The following is a 17,924-nucleotide window of genomic DNA, read 5'->3' on the forward strand; positions in this document are numbered from 1 at the left end:
CCAGTATATCAGTAATCAGAAAAAGACAGTTTACTACAACACCAGTGGACAGATGCAGTATGGTCAGCAACAGATCAATGGCAAGTGGTACCTATTTGATCAGAATACTGGCGCAATGAAGACTGGATTTCAGTATATCAGTAATCAGAAGAAGACAGCATACTACAATACCAGTGGACAGATGCAGTATGGTCAACAACAGATCAATGGCAAGTGGTACCTGTTTGATCAAAACAGCGGAGCAATGAAGACTGGATTTCAGTATATCAGCAATCAAAATAAAATTGCATACTATGACGGTCAAGGACGTATGCTGTATGGATCACAAACAATAAACGGGAAGTCTTATAATTTCAATAACGCAACTGGGGCACTGACTAATGTTGATTCAATTGGCCTGAAGCTCAGTGCGGCTTCTTTTGCGGCTAAAACATCCCAAACAGTTGTAACTGTTGCAAGGAGAACTTCGGCTTCAGTGTACCTTTATGCTAAAGACAAAAATGGAATTTGGTATCGCAGCTTGTCGACTTCTGGTTATGTTGGAAGTAAAGGTGTTGGAAAGGCAAGTGAAGGCTCAAGTACAACCCCACTTGGTGCTTATTCATTAGGCTTTGCTTTTGGTACACATACAAGTGCCAATACTTCATTAACTTATCGGCACATCGATAGTAGATCTTATTGGATCGAAGATGTTAATGATAGTGATTATAATACATGGCAAGAACGCTCATGGGCTAATAGCAAAAATGAACACTTAGCTGATTATCCGACTCAATATGAGTATGCGGTTGTTATTAATTATAATACGTCACAGAGGACTAAAGGAGCTGGATCAGGTTTCTTCTTACATGTAGCTAATGGAAAACCAACTGCTGGCTGTGTATCAGTTCCACGCAGCGTGATGATTCAATTGCTTGGCACTCTAAAAGCTGGAGCATATATTGTGAATGTCAATAATATCAATCAGATTTCGAATTATTAAAAAATATTTTATCGATTTATGATATAGATATTTAAAGTGTGCTGGCTGTATAGTGAGGGTCACTGGTTTGACACACAGTATCAATATGATTCGCAGAAACAGGGTCGATTATGGTCGTAAATTACGGCATTCTTACGGGATTATCTTGGAGAGGACAATAATAATTGATAATCAAAAAAATTTAAGATTTAACAGAAGTATTAGCATAAGGAGGCACTTGATTGCGTAAACAATGGTCATTAAAAACAGTTTATTTGAATTACGCGATTTTTTGGGTGATTTGGTTGATCGCCCAGGGGTATTTAACACTGATTCAAGGACAGATAACGACTGGGATTACCAACGACCTGATTAATGTCGGCGTTAAGGTATTGATTTGGGTACCGCTGGGCTTGTTTTGGCTGAACAAAACTCAGGGACAGCTTTGGTTATCTAAAAAGAAATTATATAATCGTCATTTTCCAGTTCAGTTTTGGTGGACCTTAGCCATATTTATTGCGTATTTGGGTTTTTCAATATGGATTCGGCACCATTCATTTTATATCACGCCCATGCCTTTTACCAAGGAGGGCGGTAACTTCTTTAGTGTGACACTGGCTGCTGGATTAATTGAAGAATTTGTTTTTCGGGGCTTGTTTTGCAACTACTTATTGGCGAAGTTTGGCATGACCAATGCAATCATTTTTCAGGCATTGCTATTTCAAGCTATTCATTTTCCAATTTACTTTGCGGAAAGATTATCACTGATGGGATGGGTGGTCAATGTTGCCACTGTGTTGCCGTTAGGTTTAATTTTTGGATGGATTTTCTATAAGTCCAGGAATTTGTGGCCGAGCACGATTCTACATTGCATATGGGATACATCGATTTTCTTGTTTATTTAATGAAAATTATGAATTGGATAGCGGCTGAGGCAGGGTAATCTTGTCTTGGCTTTTTTGGTTATCTCAACTATGATTGAACGAAGATTAAAGTGGAAAACTTTGACTTGGTTAATCTGTCTCATCGTTTATTTTGTTTTAACAAATATTAGAGATAATTTTTAAATTATTTTGCGATTGATAGCAAAAATGATCTTTTTTAGAAACCGTTTTTTACACGCAGATGTGGTATAATGCTCTTACTTAAGATATAAAAATATTTTTCAAGGACGGAGTTGAAATATGGGGAAAAAGCGTAGTTATAGAGAGAGCCTTGAAAGATTGTGTACACGTTTGGATCATCAATTGAATATTAAATATAAGTATAACGTTCATACCAAAGTAATATTACTTGAAAATGAGATAGACTATTCGGACATGGACTATATGGATGCTGTTGTGAAAGTTATAAAAAAAGAAAAAGAACTTGGTGTTTTGAGTGAGTATGATGTTTCGGAAGCATTGTATGAGGCATGTAAATTAAAGCAACCAGGTGCATATCAGCTTTTGGTCAGGATGGTACACAAGATAGAAGATGATAATAAGACAACTCTGAAGATGCTTAAGATAGCTGCAGCATCTGGGAGTAAATCTAGTTGGGAATTTCTTCAGTATTTTGGAGAATGTTGCTGGGATGAGTTGGACTCAGGTAAAACGCTTGATGTTTATCAATTCGAATTAGAACAAGGGATTGAAGGTGCCCGTGTAAAAATGGGGATGGTCTATGATGAGCTCTTAGAGGATCATATGCAAGCGGCGCATTGTTATCGACTGGCTTTTCAAGAGGGTGATGAGTCAGCGGCATATAACTTAGCATTCACATATAGATATATGAAACCACAGGATTTATTACTGGCGGAAAAATGGTTTGAGGTTTCAATTAAAAGAGATAAGTACCCTCATTCACTACGTGAGCTGGGGGAACTCTACGTTGACACTAACAGAGAACAGCTTGGTTTACTGATGATAAAACAGGCTGATCAGCAAATTGCTAAAATGTTGAGCGAGCATTAAAAAGTTTGAGCAAAAAATTCAAGCTAGGAGATGCTTCATATGAATAGCAAATTAAAAAGCATTTTTGAAGTAATCGATGCACAGTTAGATGACATACCAAATAATCAAAATTTTTCTCTGCCAGAACTGTATGGAGAAAAAGAATGGGATAAGCTTTATATTGGAGATCGCGTAATGGCCGGAAACATGTTCCGCCGGGAGGTACTGCAGGGACATTACATTAACGTCAGTCTGCTTCCTAAAAAGGACAGAAAAAAACGTACTCAGTATTTAAAACACTAGGTAATATCTGGTAAATATCGATGAAGTTATTTTTTTGGCTTTAACTTTATCTTTGATGGTGCACCTCAGCCTCAGACCTATTATTATCAATTAAAGTGATAAGACTGGTTCTGTTGAAAGGATGGGAATCGATGGAAGAAAATTACATTAAAATGATCAGATCTATGGTCGGCAACACTCCTATTATTTTAAACACAGCAGCTGGAATCTTACTAAATGATGACAAAAAAGTTTTGCTGCATCTAAGAACTGATACCAATAATTGGAGTTTACCAGGCGGTTATTTAGAATATGGGGAAACGTTTGCTGCAGCATGTGTTCGAGAATACAAAGAGGATAGTGGGCTGGAGGTTAAAATCATACGGCCTCTAAAAATGTTTGATCGTGGTTTTGTAGAATATCCGAATGGCGATAAAGCACAAACTATCTCACAGCTTTTTTTAGTGCAACCAGTTGGAGGCAATCTGCTAAGCAAACCGACGGACGAGACGCTTGCTTTGGGTTATTTTAATTTTAACAATCTGCCGCCATTACTCAACAAACAGACGGAGGAAATGCTTTTTTATGCGGAACAGACATGTCGTTCCTGAGTATACTTTTATGTTTAGTAAAAAATTGGAATTAAGCATACATCTATAGAAACGTTTTGAAAGACTAACATCAAAATCGTATATGTGTTAGTATTAAATTGGAAGTTGCAGTAAAGTCAATAGGAATGCGATGAATTTATGATGACAACATTATTTGTTATAACATTGTTAATAGTATTGAGTGGATTAATGTGGACCAATCTAGGATGGTTAGTTAGTTGGTCACTCACCTTTATGGTGTTTTTGGGTGGAATGTGCGATATGATAGTCGGTTTAGTTAACTGGCTGTTCAAAAAAGTGAGAATGCTTTAAAGTACGATTAGCCGTCTAGTCCAAAAATTTTTCAGAATAAAAAGACTTACGTTTGTTTTGAAAAAATAAATAATAAAAACTTAGGTCCAGTTAGAAATTGATCGAAATCAATTTTTAACTGGACCTAAGTTTATTTCTGGTTAGTAGTTTACGTGATTAACGTTCCAAAATAATTTTTTCATCTAAATCAGGAAACATTATGAATAAGTCAATAATTTTATGCTAGCAGTCCATCATGGAAACCTGAAAAATGAACTCTGTCAGGCTTGCTTTTAAAACCTTTATTTCAAGGCCTGTTTGAAGTCCTCTAAGAGATCTTCAATGTTTTCTATTCCACAAGATAGACGCAATAGTTCATCAGTCACACCTTGTTTTTGGCGTTCTTCCGGAGTCAAACAAGCGTGTGACATCGTAGCAGGGTGTGAGAGGATCGATTCAACGCCGCCTAAACTGACAGCCAATATAGGCAACTTTATTTTTTTAGTAAGCTTTTCAAGTGTTTTTTTATCATAAACCTCAAAAGATAAGACTGCTCCGCCATTTGAAGCTTGGTGGGCATGGACAGCTGCATCGGGATGATCTTCTAATCCAGGATAATAAACATGCTTGATTTTAGGGTTGGTTACCAAGTATTCAGCTAATTGTTGAGCATTTTCAACTGCCTTTTCCATCCGCAAACCCATGGTCTTCATTCCGCGCAAAACAAGCCAAGCATCTTCGACGCCAAGAATTGCACCAAAGTTTTTTTGTAACAGCCGCAATTTTTCTGCTAGGGAAGATTGATTTGTAGCCACTAAACCTGCTACCACATCACTGTGACCATTAACAAATTTGGTTACACTTTCAAGAACAATATCGCTTCCTAGATCAAGAGGTTTCTGGTATAAAGCTGTCATAAATGTATTGTCAGCAACAGTCAGAATATTATTTTGGTGTGCTAATGCAACAATTTTCTGAATATCGCAAACTTTAAGCAAGGGATTCGATGGTGTTTCAATGTAAATCATTTTTGTATTCGAATGAAGATGGGCCTTTATATCATTTAAATCTGACATATCTACGAATGAAACACTGATGTTGTATTTAGGGAGAATTTCTGTCGCGAATTGGCAAGTTCCTCCGTAAACCTCAAGTGGAGCAATAATATGATCACCTGCATTTAAAAGCATAAGAACATTTGCGATGGCAGCCATTCCAGAAGAATATGCCAAAGCATAGTTTGCGTTTTCAAGTGAACAAAACCCACTCTCTAAAGCATCAACAGTTGGGTTACCAAATCTCGTATATAGATATTTTTGAGGCTGACCGTATAATTCTTTCTGCGCGAATGTTGATGATTGGTATTTAGGAATTGAAGAAGCTCCTGTATAAGTATCGACAACGGGATAATCGTGCAATAGTTTTGTATTTATTTTCATTTTTTGTGCTCCTTTTCCAAAGAATATTTGAGTGATTTTTTGATAATATTGATACGGATTTAGAAAAAATTTAGCAGCAGAATGTAGCTGCATGTGCCTATGCCGATTGATAAAAACATGTTTTTCTTCCAAAAATGAACAAGTGCTGTGATTATACCGGCAGTAATTTCAAAAAGAGCATTTAAATTCAGATTAGCAGGCAAATCTTTGTAACAATAAATGACTAGCATTCCGAGAATTGCTGGCGGCAGAAACTTTCCAAGTTGTTGAATAAAAGCGGGAATAGGTTTATTGCTAGGAATCAGTATAAATGGAAGAAAGCGAGTTAGCATTGTTCCACAAGCTGCGATCCCGATTGTTAGAATTTCCTCAGCTAGATTCATGTGCTTTCACCTTCCGATTTTCTTTGATATAAAAGATAAGAGTGATCAACAGCATACTAAGCGGTAAAAAAAATTCTTTACCTAAAATGACTAGCAAGATAGAAGAAACAAGGACACCGCATAAGGAGCTGACGTGATTATTTTCACGTATCAATTGATCAACGAAAAGTACAATGAATAGGGCGGTCATAACAAAAGACAAGCCATTAAGATTAAAATGGATAAGACTGCCGAAAAGGCCGCCAAGCATTGATGAAAATACCCAATAAAAATGATTTAAGCAAGTGACATAGAACATGAACCATCCATGGTCCACTTCTTCTGGCACCTCTGTTGTATAATTCACTGAAAAAGATTCATCACACATTCCAAAAATCATGTAGTATTTTTTCCACCCATCAATATTGTACTTTTCAAGCATCGAAACACTATAAAATAGGTGTCGAGAATTAATGATCAGTGCCAGAAGAAATACACTTAGAGGATGAAATGTATGGATCAACAAACTAGCGACAACAAATTCTAATGATCCAGCAAAAATAATAAATGCCATTAGCGTGGGATATAAAAAGTTAAAACCCTCTTGATGCATATACACACCATAAGTGATTCCAATAAATAAAAAACCAGTCATAATTGGCATTGTTTTTTTTAGTGCAAATTTAAAAGCAGCAGTTTTAGCATTGTCCATTACTAAATAACACCTCCTTAAGACTTGTATAAGGAAATTTTATCACTTAAAATGGTACAATCAATGATATAATTGTATGCATTACAATGTTTTTTAAATTTTGATTACTAAACGCTAAACTGTTTTTAATCATTGTGAAAGGTTGTTTATATGTCGATTAATACTTTTGAGCAAAATTCTTTGACGTGGATGCCCAACAGAACAGTTCTTAAACGCCCTCTTTACAAGGCATTAGTTAGTAAAATGGAGAGTGATATCGCGAAAGGTATTTTGCTGCCTGGAACAAGGCTGCCATCGCAAAGAGAATTAGCAGATTTCTTAGATATCAATTTTACGACAGTTACAAGAGCATATAAATTGAGTGAACAACTTGGGTTAACATATGGACTCATTGGTAAAGGAACATATATTGCACAAGCTGCGAACAAAACAATTTCAATTTCTTCGTTATACAAAGATTCTCTATTTGAATTAGGATTAAATTCATCGTTTGAGCAATGTAATAGTATGTTGAACACCACTATTGCAGATGTTGCTGCTAAATCCAGCATAGAAAAATTGTTGAACTATAAGAATGCTGTTGGAACTGTTTTTCATAGGCAGGTTGCCGCGAATTACTTAGCTAAACTAGGCATCAAAGCAAAAACTGAAAATATAGCTATCACTTCTGGCGGTCAGAATGCATTGACGATTATATTGCTGGGATTATTTAATCCAAATGACAAAATTGCGGTAGATCGTTTTACATACGCTAATTTTATTGCATTAGCTAAAATGATTAATATCAAGCTGGTTCCAATTGATTTCGATGGTGAAGGAATGATAGCAGCTGGTCTAGAAAAGGCATGCCGAAACAGCAATTTGCGTGGGATTTATTTAATGACAGGATGTTCTAATCCGACCGGGATCAGAATGTCGGAGAAACGTCGCAAGACATTGGCTGGTGTAATCAAAAAATATGGCTTGATTGTTATTGAAGACGATTACTTAGGTTTTATCGGTATGGATAACGAAAATAAAATTGTCAAGTTAAGTTCTTTACTTCCGAAACAAAGTGTCTATATCTGTAGCATGTCCAAACCAGTTGCTGCGGGACTGCGAGTTGGATATTTGGTTTTTCCGGATGCTTATCGGCAAAATTTACAACAGGCATTGTGCAATATTAATGTTAAAACTTCGTCTTTAGATGCTGAAATTATTACGCAAGCGCTGCTGACTGGAACAGCATATAAAATTATGCATAAAAAATTACAATTAGCTCTTAAAGCCAACGCTATTTTTTCTGCGGTTTTTGACATCAAAGAAAAAGAGTACAAGAATACGCCGGCATTTATTAAATGGCTGCCGTTAAAAAAGAACAACTTGGGAGCTGAAGCTATCGAGTCTTTGCTGTTAGCTAATGGCATCAGAGTTTTCCATTCAGATCGGTTTTTAGTCGGTCCCAAAATTAATCACGAGTTTTTAAGAATTTCCTTATCAGCAACACAAACAATCGGCCTGCTAAAGCCAGCTCTAACAAAATTGAAAGTGGTGTTAGGGGAACAAAAATTGATCTAGGGAAGAATTAAATTTTCTAATTTAAAAATAATGCATAGGATAATTGTTTAGTTTATTTTTTTATTCTAGAACAAGTTGAAGACAATTTAAGAGGAGTGTGACAAGGTATTCAGCGGCAGCTGGAGTCAAGTATTTGCTGCAAAGTTCATGGAGCCATTCTTGGTATAGAAAAGATAATTAATATAAGTCTCTACAAACTATATGTTGTATTATAATCAATAGTGCATTACCATATATAGTGCAAGTCTGTGTGTATAACATCAAGTGCTCAAACTAATAGCAGATTTTGCAGTACATAGAAGGGATGGACTATATTGGAAAACAAAAAAGCAATTAATTGGAATAATATCGGAGATCAGATTGATAAGGCAACGTGGGAGAAATTAACAGAACAGTTTTGGCTTGATACACGTATTCCTGTTTCAAATGATTTACATGACTGGGCAGAGTTAAGTTCTGATGAGCAATGGCTTGTTGGGCATATTTTTGGTGGTCTGACAATGCTTGATACGGTTCAATCTGAAGATGGGATGGCAGCTTTAAGTAAAGATATACGTACTCAGCATGAACGAGCTGTTTTGAATAACATTCAATTTATGGAATCTGTGCATGCTAAAAGCTATTCAACTATTTTTTCTACACTGAATACAATACCCGAGATCGATGAGATTTTTAATTGGAGTGATACAAATGAGTTGCTTCAGAACAAGGCACAGTGGATTATAGATATTTATCACAATGATCCAGATCCGCTGCACAAAAAAGTTGCAAATGTTTTTTTGGAAACTTGTCTGTTCTATTCTGGGTTTTATACGCCACTATATTATGCTGGTAACAATAAATTAAATAATGTTGCTGAAATTATTAAATTAATTTTGCGTGATGAGTCAGTTCATGGAACATATATTGGTTACAAGTTCCAGTTAGCCAAAAAAGAACTTTCGGAGGCTAAGCAGCAGCAACAACGTGACTGGTTGTACAATTTTTTGTATAAGTTGTATGAAAATGAAGAAAAATATGCGACACTTCTCTATGATAAAGTCGGCTGGACAAAAGAGGTCATGACTTTTGTGCGCTATAATGCCAATAAAGCTTTGATGAATTTAGGTGAAGACCCGCTTTTTCCGGAAACAGCGGATGATGTTAACCCGATTGTTATCAATGGAATTTCAACAACAACGGTCAATCATGACTTCTTCTCACAAGTTGGAAACGGCTATTTAATGGGAAAAGTTGAAGCGATGAAGGATGATGACTATTTAATTGGATTGGATGACAGTTATCCTGGGCTATCGGATAGGGGGCGGAAATTCAAAAAAAGTGAGCATAAGATCTTAGGTTCAAATGATAAAGGCAAGTTTAAGATTGCAAAAGAATCTGGAGCAGTTGGAACTGAAGATCCAACTCATAAATCAAAAAAATAGATGGTCGATAAAAAAAGAATTCCAAAAGGTCGTAGAGTTTTTTTGCGGGTATTTATTTAACTGAAGAATTATTAAGGGAGTTTTAAAAAAATGACTGACAATAAACGAAAAGATCCAATTCGAATCTTGTTCATTAGTATCGAAGGCAATACTCGATCCTTTGTTCACAAGCTTGCTGAATATGCTCAAGAAGTTTGCAAACAAGATAAAAATGCTCGGCTAATTGAAACCGTTGAAGTTTCAGATGCGAGTGGGGAAATTTTAATGAAAGATCCCTTTGTAACTTTTGTTCCAACATACTTAAGCGGAGGCAATGGCATTCACAATGGTTATACTGAAATTATGACTGAAGAGTTGCGGTTTACGCTAGAGGACGATGATAATTACAAGTTTTGTTATGGTGTTGTAGGAAGCGGCAATAAAAATTTTAATGCTCAATATGGGTTGACAGCTAAACATTATGCAAGTAAATTTAGTTTTCCCCTAATTGATCTCTATGAGTTGAGGGGGACTTCGGTTGATGTCGAACGTATTTATACAAAACTTGTTACGTATCAAACAGAATTCGAAAAGAAACTTAAAGCTTTTAATGGTCAATAGCATCAAAAAGAAGCAAAGCAATAATTTAAAGTATTTCGGAAAAATTAAGTATAATGTGGGTAAGGCAAGTAACTTAAAAGAAACTAGCAGTTTGTAACTTCTGAACTCCGGATTTGGAAAGGAAGGCTGAGTCCATGAAAAAGCAGCGTAAAGTTATTTTAGTTGGAAGTGGTGCAGTTGGTTCATCCTTCGCATTTTCATTGCTGCAGAATGTAGCTTCGGTCGACCTTGTGGTTGTTGATATTAATAAAGAAAGAACGTTGGGAGATATACTGGATCTGCAAGATGTAACACCATTGACTGGCAGCAGTGTTGTTCGGTCAGGGACTTACGACGATGCATCTGATGCGGATATTGCAGTGATTACGGCTGGTGTTCCACGACAGCCAGGAGAATCTCGCTTGGATTTGTTTAAAAAGAACACAAATATTCTTAAAGCGATCGTAACACCGATCGTTAACAGCGGGTTTGAGGGATGTTTTGTTATTTCAAGTAATCCAGTAGATGTTTTAACAACCATTACACAGCACTTATCGGGCTTTTCAAAAGAAAAGGTGATTGGCACAGGAACTTCTTTAGACAGTGCTCGGTTATGTGTTGAGCTTGCACTGAAATTAAATGTACTTGTGAGTGAAATTAAAAATGCATATGTTTTAGGTGAGCATGGAGACAGCTTGTTCGCGACTTTTGCGGAGGCCACAGTTTTAGGGAAAAATCTTTCTGAGATTGCTGCTCTGGACAAGAAGACACTATTAGAGCTTGAGGAAAGTGTCAGGAGTCGAGGCAGCAGAATTATTGATTTAAAAGGCGCAACTCACTATGGGGTGGCAGTTTGTTTAATGAAAATCTGCAAGGCAATTTTGAATGATGAAGAGGTAACATTGCCGATTTCAGCACCGCTCGTCGGCCACTATGGGCAAAAAGACATTTATTTAGGTACACCTGCTATAATAGCTGGCGGTGGAATCAAACAAGTGATTGAAATGCAGCTAGTGGCGACAGAGCGCCAAAAAATGGCACTGTCAGCAGAAAAAATGCGTGCAATTCTCGCTTCTCTGGAGTAAGCAACGAATTTTGAGCTGCATGAATAGCAGACCAGTCTAAATTGTAGTACTTTTTTGATAGGAATTGAAAAATATTTTGTTCGATAGTTAATTATAAAAGAGGAAACTGCATCCAAACTTTAGTTTTGGTACAGCTCCCTCTTTTTAATTTGCAATTATTATATCAATGTACTCAGAGTGTTGAACCGCGCATATTAGCAGGAGTGAAGAACCAAATTGAGAGTTTCCTAACAATCATTGATAATTCTAGCTAGCTCCTCTGGCGATTCCTGCAGGCCGTTCTTCAGCCAATAACGAATAACACCAACGATCCCGTTTAAATAAAACTCGTACATATACTGGCTTTCATTAATTCCAAGATTGGAATTGATTTTTTTATCTTGTTCAAGGATCTTGTTTTTGGTTGAAGACAAAAAATGCATAAGGAAATCATGATCATTACTCAAAATGTAAGAAGCTACCGCATAGTTTTTCTTAACAACACCAAGTATTCCGGTTAGAACCGTTTCCCATGAATCTTGACGTTCAGTAAAAGTAATTGCGGCTAAGAGTTCGGCACTAACACTCTTTTCCATCGAATGCATACAGTCTGGAACATCTTTGTAATGAGCATAAAAGGTCCCTCGATTAACATCAGCAGCTTTGCAGACAGCCGTAACGGTGATCTCATTCAGTGAACTATTATTTTCATGCAGCAGATTGATCAAACTTTCCTGAATAATGCGCTTCGTCATTTGCGCGCGTCGGTTGTTTTTTACACCTACCATTATCTTTACACCTCATTAGATAGATAATAAAACTATATTTGTCCAATTAATAACGTTTTGATAGAAATTGATGATTGAAATTTAAGTAAATCTAAATTAACATATTGTTATTATTTAAACACATTATACATTAAATGTCACTATGAGCTTTTATTATTTAGTGAAGAAGGGGTAGAGAGTGAGAGCAAAAAGAAGAGGTTTCATCATACAAGCGATTGTCTGGTTAGTTGTTATGCTTGCCGCAGTTGTCATGCTGCCAAACGTCAGCAGTCTTCTTCGTGAAAAAGGGCAGACTGAATTACCGAGTACCGCTAAAAGCCAAGTAGCTGAGGCTATTCAAGATGATTGGGGACGTGGTCAAGGTGGAGCAAGGCAGGTTATTGTTGTTTTTAATAATGGGTCTTCACCACTTACAACAAGTCAAAAAGAACATATTGAGCAAACAATTCAGCGTTTTAAGAACAACAAGAAAAAATATCATGTAAAGAGTTTGACTGCTGCAAGCGACAGTGCTGCAGCAAAAAAGCAATTGGTTTCAAAAGACAAATCAACCCAGCTCTTACAACTTATGGTTGGCAATCAGAAAACAGTTGCCGAGATGAATAAAGATATCACAAAGGCAGCTAAGACAAATGGTGTTAAAACCTATGTCACTGGTAGTGATATTTTAAATGATGACTTCACTCAGGAAACAGAAACGGGGATTAAAAAAACTGAGCTGATAACAGTCATCTTCATTTTCATTGTTTTGATGTTAGTATTTAAATCACCAATCACACCACTCGTTTCATTACTGTCGGTCGGTGTTTCGTTCATAATCTCATTGAGTATTGTTATGAATTTGGTTGAAAAGTTTAATTTTCCATTATCAAATTTCACACAGGTTTTTATGGTTGTAGTTCTTTTTGGGATTGGGACTGACTATAATATTCTACTATTCGATCAGTTTAAGGAAGAACTCAGCCGTGGAGGCAGCAAGGTAGAAGCGACTCAAAGGGCCTTGAAAACTGCTGGAAGGACGATCCTTTACAGTGGCTCTTCAGTTCTGATCGGTTTTGCAACACTGGGATTAGCAAAATTTTCTGTTTATCGCTCAGCAGTTGGTGTTGCCGTCGCTGTTGCTGTTTTACTCTTAGTCTTGCTGACTTTAAATCCGTTTTTCATGGCAATTCTGGGTCCACGACTATTTTGGCCGATGAAAACTTTTAATGGTGGTAGCAGCAGTAAACTCTGGCATGGTTTGGCAACACGTGCGGTACGGCTGCCACTTGTTTATCTGGCAATCGTGCTTGCTGTTTCTCTGCCATTTCTGCTAATTTACAATAACGAGTTAAACTATGACACACTTGCAGAACTAAATGATTCTATTCCTGCTAAGAGGGGATTTAAGGTCGTTCAAAATCACTTCTCAAAAGGAACTGCTGAACCTTCGACACTTTATATCAAGAGTAATCACTCTTTGAATAATGAAAAAGATTTAAAAGAAATAGATGCATTAACGAAACGTTTACGGAAGATTGATGGGGTAAAGACAGTTGCTTCTGTCACTCAACCTGGTGGAACAGCAGTTAAAGATCTATATGTTAACAAGCAACTTGGGACGGTTACTGGTGGAATGAAATCAGCGCGCAAGGGATTGCATAAGATCAGCAATGGGTTAGATAGTGCTGATAGTAAGTTAAGCAGTGCAAATACCCAGCAGGGTGTTTCAGGAGCTAAAAAACTGGCAGATGGAACAAGCAAGCTGCATAGCGGTAGTCAGCAGTTGAGCAGCGGTGCAGGACAATTGGCCAATGGAGCTTCAACTCTTCAGCAAGGCATCGTTACGTATTCTAACGGCGTTTTCACTGTTAACAATGGTTTGAATCAATTAAACAGCAAGAGCAGCACACTCACGACTGGCGTCAACAAATTAGCTAGTGGTGCTGATTCTTTAAACAATGGATTGGGCCAGTTGGACAGTCAGACTGGACAATTGACTTCTGGCATCGGACAGTTAGCAAGCGGAACTAGTTCTCTGTTCGCTGGAACGCAGACGCTTTCTAGCGGACTTGATACTTTAGACAGCAAAAAGTCTCAAGTATTATCAGGAACAAGTACCTTAAGCGCAAGTGTTGCCAAACTCCAACAAGGTTCTTCGCAAGTTTCGAATGGACTGCAAGAACTTGAAAGTAAAGTTAGTTCCGCATCTTCTGCTGGAAATACGGATCAAATCAATGAATTAAAAACAAATTTACAGAAGTTGAACACTGCTATGTCTGAGTTAGAGCAAAGTTCAAGTTCTATTTCAACACCGGATATCAGCAAACTTCAGACGACGGCTCAAGCTTTGTCAGCTTCAAGTGACACGGTGAAGGGTGATGCAGCAACATTGGAGAGCGCACTCGCAAGCTTAACGAGCTCATCTTCAACAACGTCGGGGTTAACTTCGACAGATATTGAAAATATCGTTTCTTCGATTAACAAGAGTTCTCAAAGTAATGGTGGTCAAGCTTTGAGTACACAGCAAACTGCCGCTTTGAAGGCAGTATTGGAATCTGCAGTTTCAGAGAAAATTAATGCACAAAAAAATCAAGCACAAAGCGGTCTTACCTCAGCAACTGCTAGTGCTAAAAAATTGCAAACGGATCTAGCTTCGCTTTCTACGACAGGTGAAAATTTAACTGGTGAGCTGAATCAATTGAAAGCATTAAGTACTCAAATGAGCAAGCTTTCAAGCTTAGGTACTTTGGCTTCTAATTCGATTAAAGCTAATAATGCTTCTATACAGGCATTGAATAAACTTAACGATGCTGTTGTGGGGATGCAACAAATTCAAACGGCATTAGCGGGAACATCAAGTCAAGTTGGTTTATTGGATGGTTCCCGACAGGTCTCAACAGGACTTAGTCAGTTAAGTGCAGGAACAGATGAATTAAAGGACAAATTGAGCGAGTACACAACCGGTGTGACCAGCGCTGCTAACGGAGCGAATAAATTGACGAGTGGTGCTTCGACACTTAACAACGGTGTTGGGCAACTGAATTCTAAAACACCTGCCCTTGTCAGTGGAGTTAGTCGATTAAGTAACGGTTCAACACAGCTGGCATCAGGAATGACAAACTTGCAGAGTCAGGTGCCACAATTGACTGGTGCAATTGGAGCATTGAGTACAGGCACGGGCAAACTTGCAGCCAATTCCTCTAAATTGACGAATGGTGCTGGAGAGTTAGCCTCTGGAAATAAGCAATTAGCTGACAAGCAGAGTGAATTGACTTCTGGTCTTGGAACAGTTAATAGCGGTCAGCAAACAATGTACAGTTCATTGAAGGGGCTCGTTTCGCAAATGAGTGCTTTGCAGAGTGGTTTGAGATCCGCAAGTACTGGAACTAAAACAATTAATAAAGGAGTAGGTTCTGCAAACAGCTATCTAAAAGGGCTCAAAAATTCATCTGCGGCTAATACCTACTACGTTCCTAAAAAAGTTTTGAAGGGCAAAACTTATAATGAAGCGGTAAAAGCGTACATGTCTGAAAACAAGCATGCAACATCGATGACAATCATTTTAAACGAAAATCCAAGTTCTAAAAATGCGATGAAGAAGATCACAGAGATACAAGGGCAGGCACAAAAATCATTAAAAGGAACATCTTTGTCCGGCGCAACTGTTGCGGCTGGTGGCGAGACATCCTCAATCAATGATACACAAAAAATTGCCTCAAATGATTTTGTTCGAACGGCTTCGATCATGTTAGTTGGTATCTTGCTTGCATTGATGGTGATTACACGTTCAATTCTGCAACCATTTTATATTTTAGGAACACTGCTTTTGGCGTATGTTATGTCATTAAGCATTACGCGCCTTCTAAGCCACGTTTTTCTGGGACAGGATATGCTAACTTGGAATACACCTTTCTTCGGATTTATTATGTTAATTGCTTTAGGTGTTGATTACAGTATCTTCCTAATGATGAAGTATCGGGAATTCGACAATGCTTCAGCAACTCCAAGCACTAGGATTATTCGGGCTTCAGCCGTTATCGGCTCAGTTGTTCTTTCTGCAGCTCTGATTTTAAGCGGTACTTTTGCGGCTTTGATTCCTTCAGGAGTATTGACATTGATTCAGGTAGCATTGGTTGTGATTATTGGTCTGATGATCTTAGTCTTTACAATTCCAATCATTATCCCAAGTTTGATCAGATTGACATATCCGTTAACCGATCGAATGGAAAAAGAACAAGACTTCGATGCGAAAAAGGAGCAAAAAAATTAAGCAGCGAATGAAATATAAGTAAATTAACATGGGAACTGGGTCAAAAGTTAACTTTTGACCCAGTTCTCTTTTTGATTCCAGATAAACATAATGAGTATGTTTCATAAATCAAAATTTTTCGACTGACTTCGAATTACTCATAGCAAAAAAGACACGTTATGTTCGTAGTCTCAGCTTAGTACTCAAATCTTACCGATTTATATCACGCATTAAAAACGTTTTAATCATCAGGCTTTTTCAGTTATCCCTAATTGAAAAATTCAAAATGTACAATTGAATTATATTCACCTTAGAATGAAAAAGTTGAATTTTATTTATCATGCAAACTAGGATATACTGAAAACATCAAATAAAGAGAGTAAGTCTAAGGAGGACGGTATACATGAATGATGTATTTGCGGATCGTGTTGTGACAGGATCAGAGGATCGCTTAGCAGAGATGTTCGGTGGCAGTCTCGGGGAAAACGGAATAAAATTTTCTGCGGGAAATCCAAATTCTGAGCTTTTTCCCATAGCACAAATGAAGCAAGCTTTTAATAAAGCTATTGATAAGTCTGGCAGTCAAATTTTTGAATATCAGACAGTCAGTGGTTTTGAAAAGCTGCGAGAAAGGTTAGCGCAGTGGGCTGGTCAAACAGCAGATATTAACATTACAGCAGATAACATTCTAGTAACCCAGGGTGGTCAACAGGCCTTAGATCTGATCGGAAAACTTATGCTGAATGCTGGGGATGAAATTGTCGTTGAAGCACCGACATATGTTGGTGCGTTGTCAGCTTTCGATCAATATGATCCTTGCTATTATGACGTCGAGATGGACGATGATGGCATAAACTTAGAACAATTGGAACTAGTGCTTCAGGCTCATCCAAATATTAAATTGTTGTATACTGTCCCTGACTTTCACAATCCTACAGGTGTGACACTGTCATTTCGGAAGCGAGAAAAACTAGTTGAACTTGCAGAAAGATATGACTTTTTCATTCTTGAAGACACACCATATCGCGATTTACGCTACAAAGGCATAAAACTACCTGCTATTAAGTCATTTGACCGTCATGGACGTGTTTTGTATGTGAGCAGTTTTTCCAAAATTTTAATGCCGGGTCTAAGAGTGGGCTGGGTTGCTGCAGATAAAATACTGATCGAGCGATTGCGCAAATTGAAAACAAGTAGTGATTTAGAGACTCCGGGGATTGTTTTAGCGGCTCTTGATCAATACATGGAGAACAATGACTTAAGTAAACACATTGCAGAGATGTTGCCGACATATAGGAGTCGGTTGGAAGCTATGCTTGCTGTTCTGGACAAAACAATGCCGACAGATGTTCGTTACACTCGACCCGAAGGCGGATTTTTTATTTGGCTGACCTTACCGGAAGTTATTGATGCTCAAAAACTGTTAAGTGAAATTTGTATCCCGAAAGATCGAATAAGTTTTGTTCCTGGAAAGGTTTTTTACGCACAAAGAAACAGAAAAAACGGGATGCGTTTAAATTTTTCTGGCGTAGACGAGGAACAGATTAAGGTTGGAATAACCAAATTAGCTAAGAGTATTCGAAGTGCAATTACAGCAAACAAAGTTGGAGCAGTTCTCTGAGAGGATGCACAGCAGTCATATTTATAGTGTTATAAAAATGTATTTGACTTTTATCAAAGTAGTGGGCA

The 17,924-nt window shown here is 37.5% G+C and carries 15 protein-coding genes; 11 read left to right on the forward strand and 4 right to left on the reverse strand.

Annotation, left to right across the window (positions count from 1 at the left end; genetic code table 11):
- The 5 genes from FC19_RS11735 to FC19_RS10010 form a co-directional block, all read left to right on the forward strand.
- A partial coding sequence (locus FC19_RS11735) for a L,D-transpeptidase family protein (RefSeq protein ID WP_201782333.1) occupies positions 1-982 on the forward strand: 982 nt, incomplete at its 5' end.
- Positions 983-1,203: 221 nt separating this feature from the next.
- Positions 1,204-1,866, forward strand: coding sequence for a CPBP family intramembrane glutamic endopeptidase (locus tag FC19_RS09995; RefSeq protein WP_057876803.1), 663 nt, complete (start codon positions 1,204-1,206; stop codon positions 1,864-1,866).
- A 279-nt stretch (positions 1,867-2,145) separates the two neighbouring features.
- Complete coding sequence (locus FC19_RS10000; protein ID WP_057876804.1) at positions 2,146-2,916, forward strand: SEL1-like repeat protein; 771 nt, start codon at positions 2,146-2,148, stop codon at positions 2,914-2,916.
- A 39-nt stretch (positions 2,917-2,955) separates the two neighbouring features.
- A complete protein-coding gene (locus FC19_RS10005) occupies positions 2,956-3,198 on the forward strand; it encodes a single-stranded DNA-binding protein (RefSeq protein WP_057876805.1) in 243 nt (80 codons plus the stop codon).
- A gap of 131 nt (positions 3,199-3,329) precedes the next feature.
- Positions 3,330-3,788, forward strand: coding sequence for an NUDIX hydrolase (locus FC19_RS10010; RefSeq protein WP_057876806.1), 459 nt, complete (start codon positions 3,330-3,332; stop codon positions 3,786-3,788).
- Between the two features lie 593 nt (positions 3,789-4,381).
- Here FC19_RS10010 and FC19_RS10015 read toward each other — a convergent pair.
- The 3 genes from FC19_RS10015 to FC19_RS10025 are packed head-to-tail and all read right to left on the reverse strand — an operon-like array spanning position 4,382 to position 6,592.
- On the reverse strand, positions 4,382-5,518 hold the full coding sequence (locus FC19_RS10015; RefSeq protein ID WP_057876884.1) for a trans-sulfuration enzyme family protein: 1,137 nt from the start codon (positions 5,516-5,518) through the stop codon (positions 4,382-4,384).
- Between the two features lie 59 nt (positions 5,519-5,577).
- On the reverse strand, positions 5,578-5,901 hold the full coding sequence (locus tag FC19_RS10020) for a branched-chain amino acid transporter permease (protein WP_057876807.1): 324 nt from the start codon (positions 5,899-5,901) through the stop codon (positions 5,578-5,580).
- On the reverse strand, positions 5,888-6,592 hold the full coding sequence (locus tag FC19_RS10025) for an AzlC family ABC transporter permease (RefSeq protein ID WP_057876808.1): 705 nt from the start codon (positions 6,590-6,592) through the stop codon (positions 5,888-5,890). The genes FC19_RS10020 and FC19_RS10025 overlap by 14 nt, the downstream gene beginning before the upstream one ends.
- Positions 6,593-6,742: 150 nt before the next feature.
- On the opposite strand from FC19_RS10025, the gene FC19_RS10030 reads away from it, so the two are divergent.
- From FC19_RS10030 to FC19_RS10045, 4 genes are all read left to right on the forward strand, one after another.
- Complete coding sequence (locus FC19_RS10030; RefSeq protein WP_057876809.1) at positions 6,743-8,149, forward strand: aminotransferase-like domain-containing protein; 1,407 nt, start codon at positions 6,743-6,745, stop codon at positions 8,147-8,149.
- Between the two features lie 314 nt (positions 8,150-8,463).
- A complete protein-coding gene (gene nrdF / locus FC19_RS10035; protein WP_083488437.1) occupies positions 8,464-9,573 on the forward strand; it encodes a class 1b ribonucleoside-diphosphate reductase subunit beta in 1,110 nt (369 codons plus the stop codon).
- A 117-nt stretch (positions 9,574-9,690) separates the two neighbouring features.
- The gene (locus tag FC19_RS10040; RefSeq protein WP_187327551.1) at positions 9,691-10,173 is read left to right on the forward strand and encodes a class Ib ribonucleoside-diphosphate reductase assembly flavoprotein NrdI; all 483 of its coding nucleotides are present in this window, start codon (positions 9,691-9,693) and stop codon (positions 10,171-10,173) included.
- A gap of 134 nt (positions 10,174-10,307) precedes the next feature.
- Positions 10,308-11,237 carry an L-lactate dehydrogenase gene (locus FC19_RS10045; RefSeq protein ID WP_057876811.1) on the forward strand — a complete coding sequence of 310 codons (930 nt, stop codon included), beginning with the start codon at positions 10,308-10,310 and terminating at the stop codon, positions 11,235-11,237.
- 227 nt (positions 11,238-11,464) lie between these two features.
- Here FC19_RS10045 and FC19_RS10050 read toward each other — a convergent pair whose 3' ends face one another.
- Positions 11,465-12,004, reverse strand: a complete 540-nt coding sequence (locus tag FC19_RS10050) for a TetR/AcrR family transcriptional regulator (RefSeq protein ID WP_057876812.1) — start codon at positions 12,002-12,004, stop codon at positions 11,465-11,467.
- A gap of 178 nt (positions 12,005-12,182) precedes the next feature.
- Here FC19_RS10050 and FC19_RS10055 point away from each other — a divergent pair, with 178 nt between their 5' ends.
- Together FC19_RS10055 and FC19_RS10060 are read left to right on the forward strand one after the other, a co-directional pair.
- Complete coding sequence (locus tag FC19_RS10055; RefSeq protein WP_057876813.1) at positions 12,183-16,256, forward strand: MMPL family transporter; 4,074 nt, start codon at positions 12,183-12,185, stop codon at positions 16,254-16,256.
- Between the two features lie 382 nt (positions 16,257-16,638).
- A complete protein-coding gene (locus tag FC19_RS10060; protein ID WP_057876814.1) occupies positions 16,639-17,856 on the forward strand; it encodes an aminotransferase-like domain-containing protein in 1,218 nt (405 codons plus the stop codon).
- Positions 17,857-17,924 lie beyond the last annotated feature (68 nt).

The organism is Liquorilactobacillus aquaticus DSM 21051, assembly GCF_001436755.1.
GTDB classification, from domain to species: domain Bacteria; phylum Bacillota; class Bacilli; order Lactobacillales; family Lactobacillaceae; genus Liquorilactobacillus; species Liquorilactobacillus aquaticus.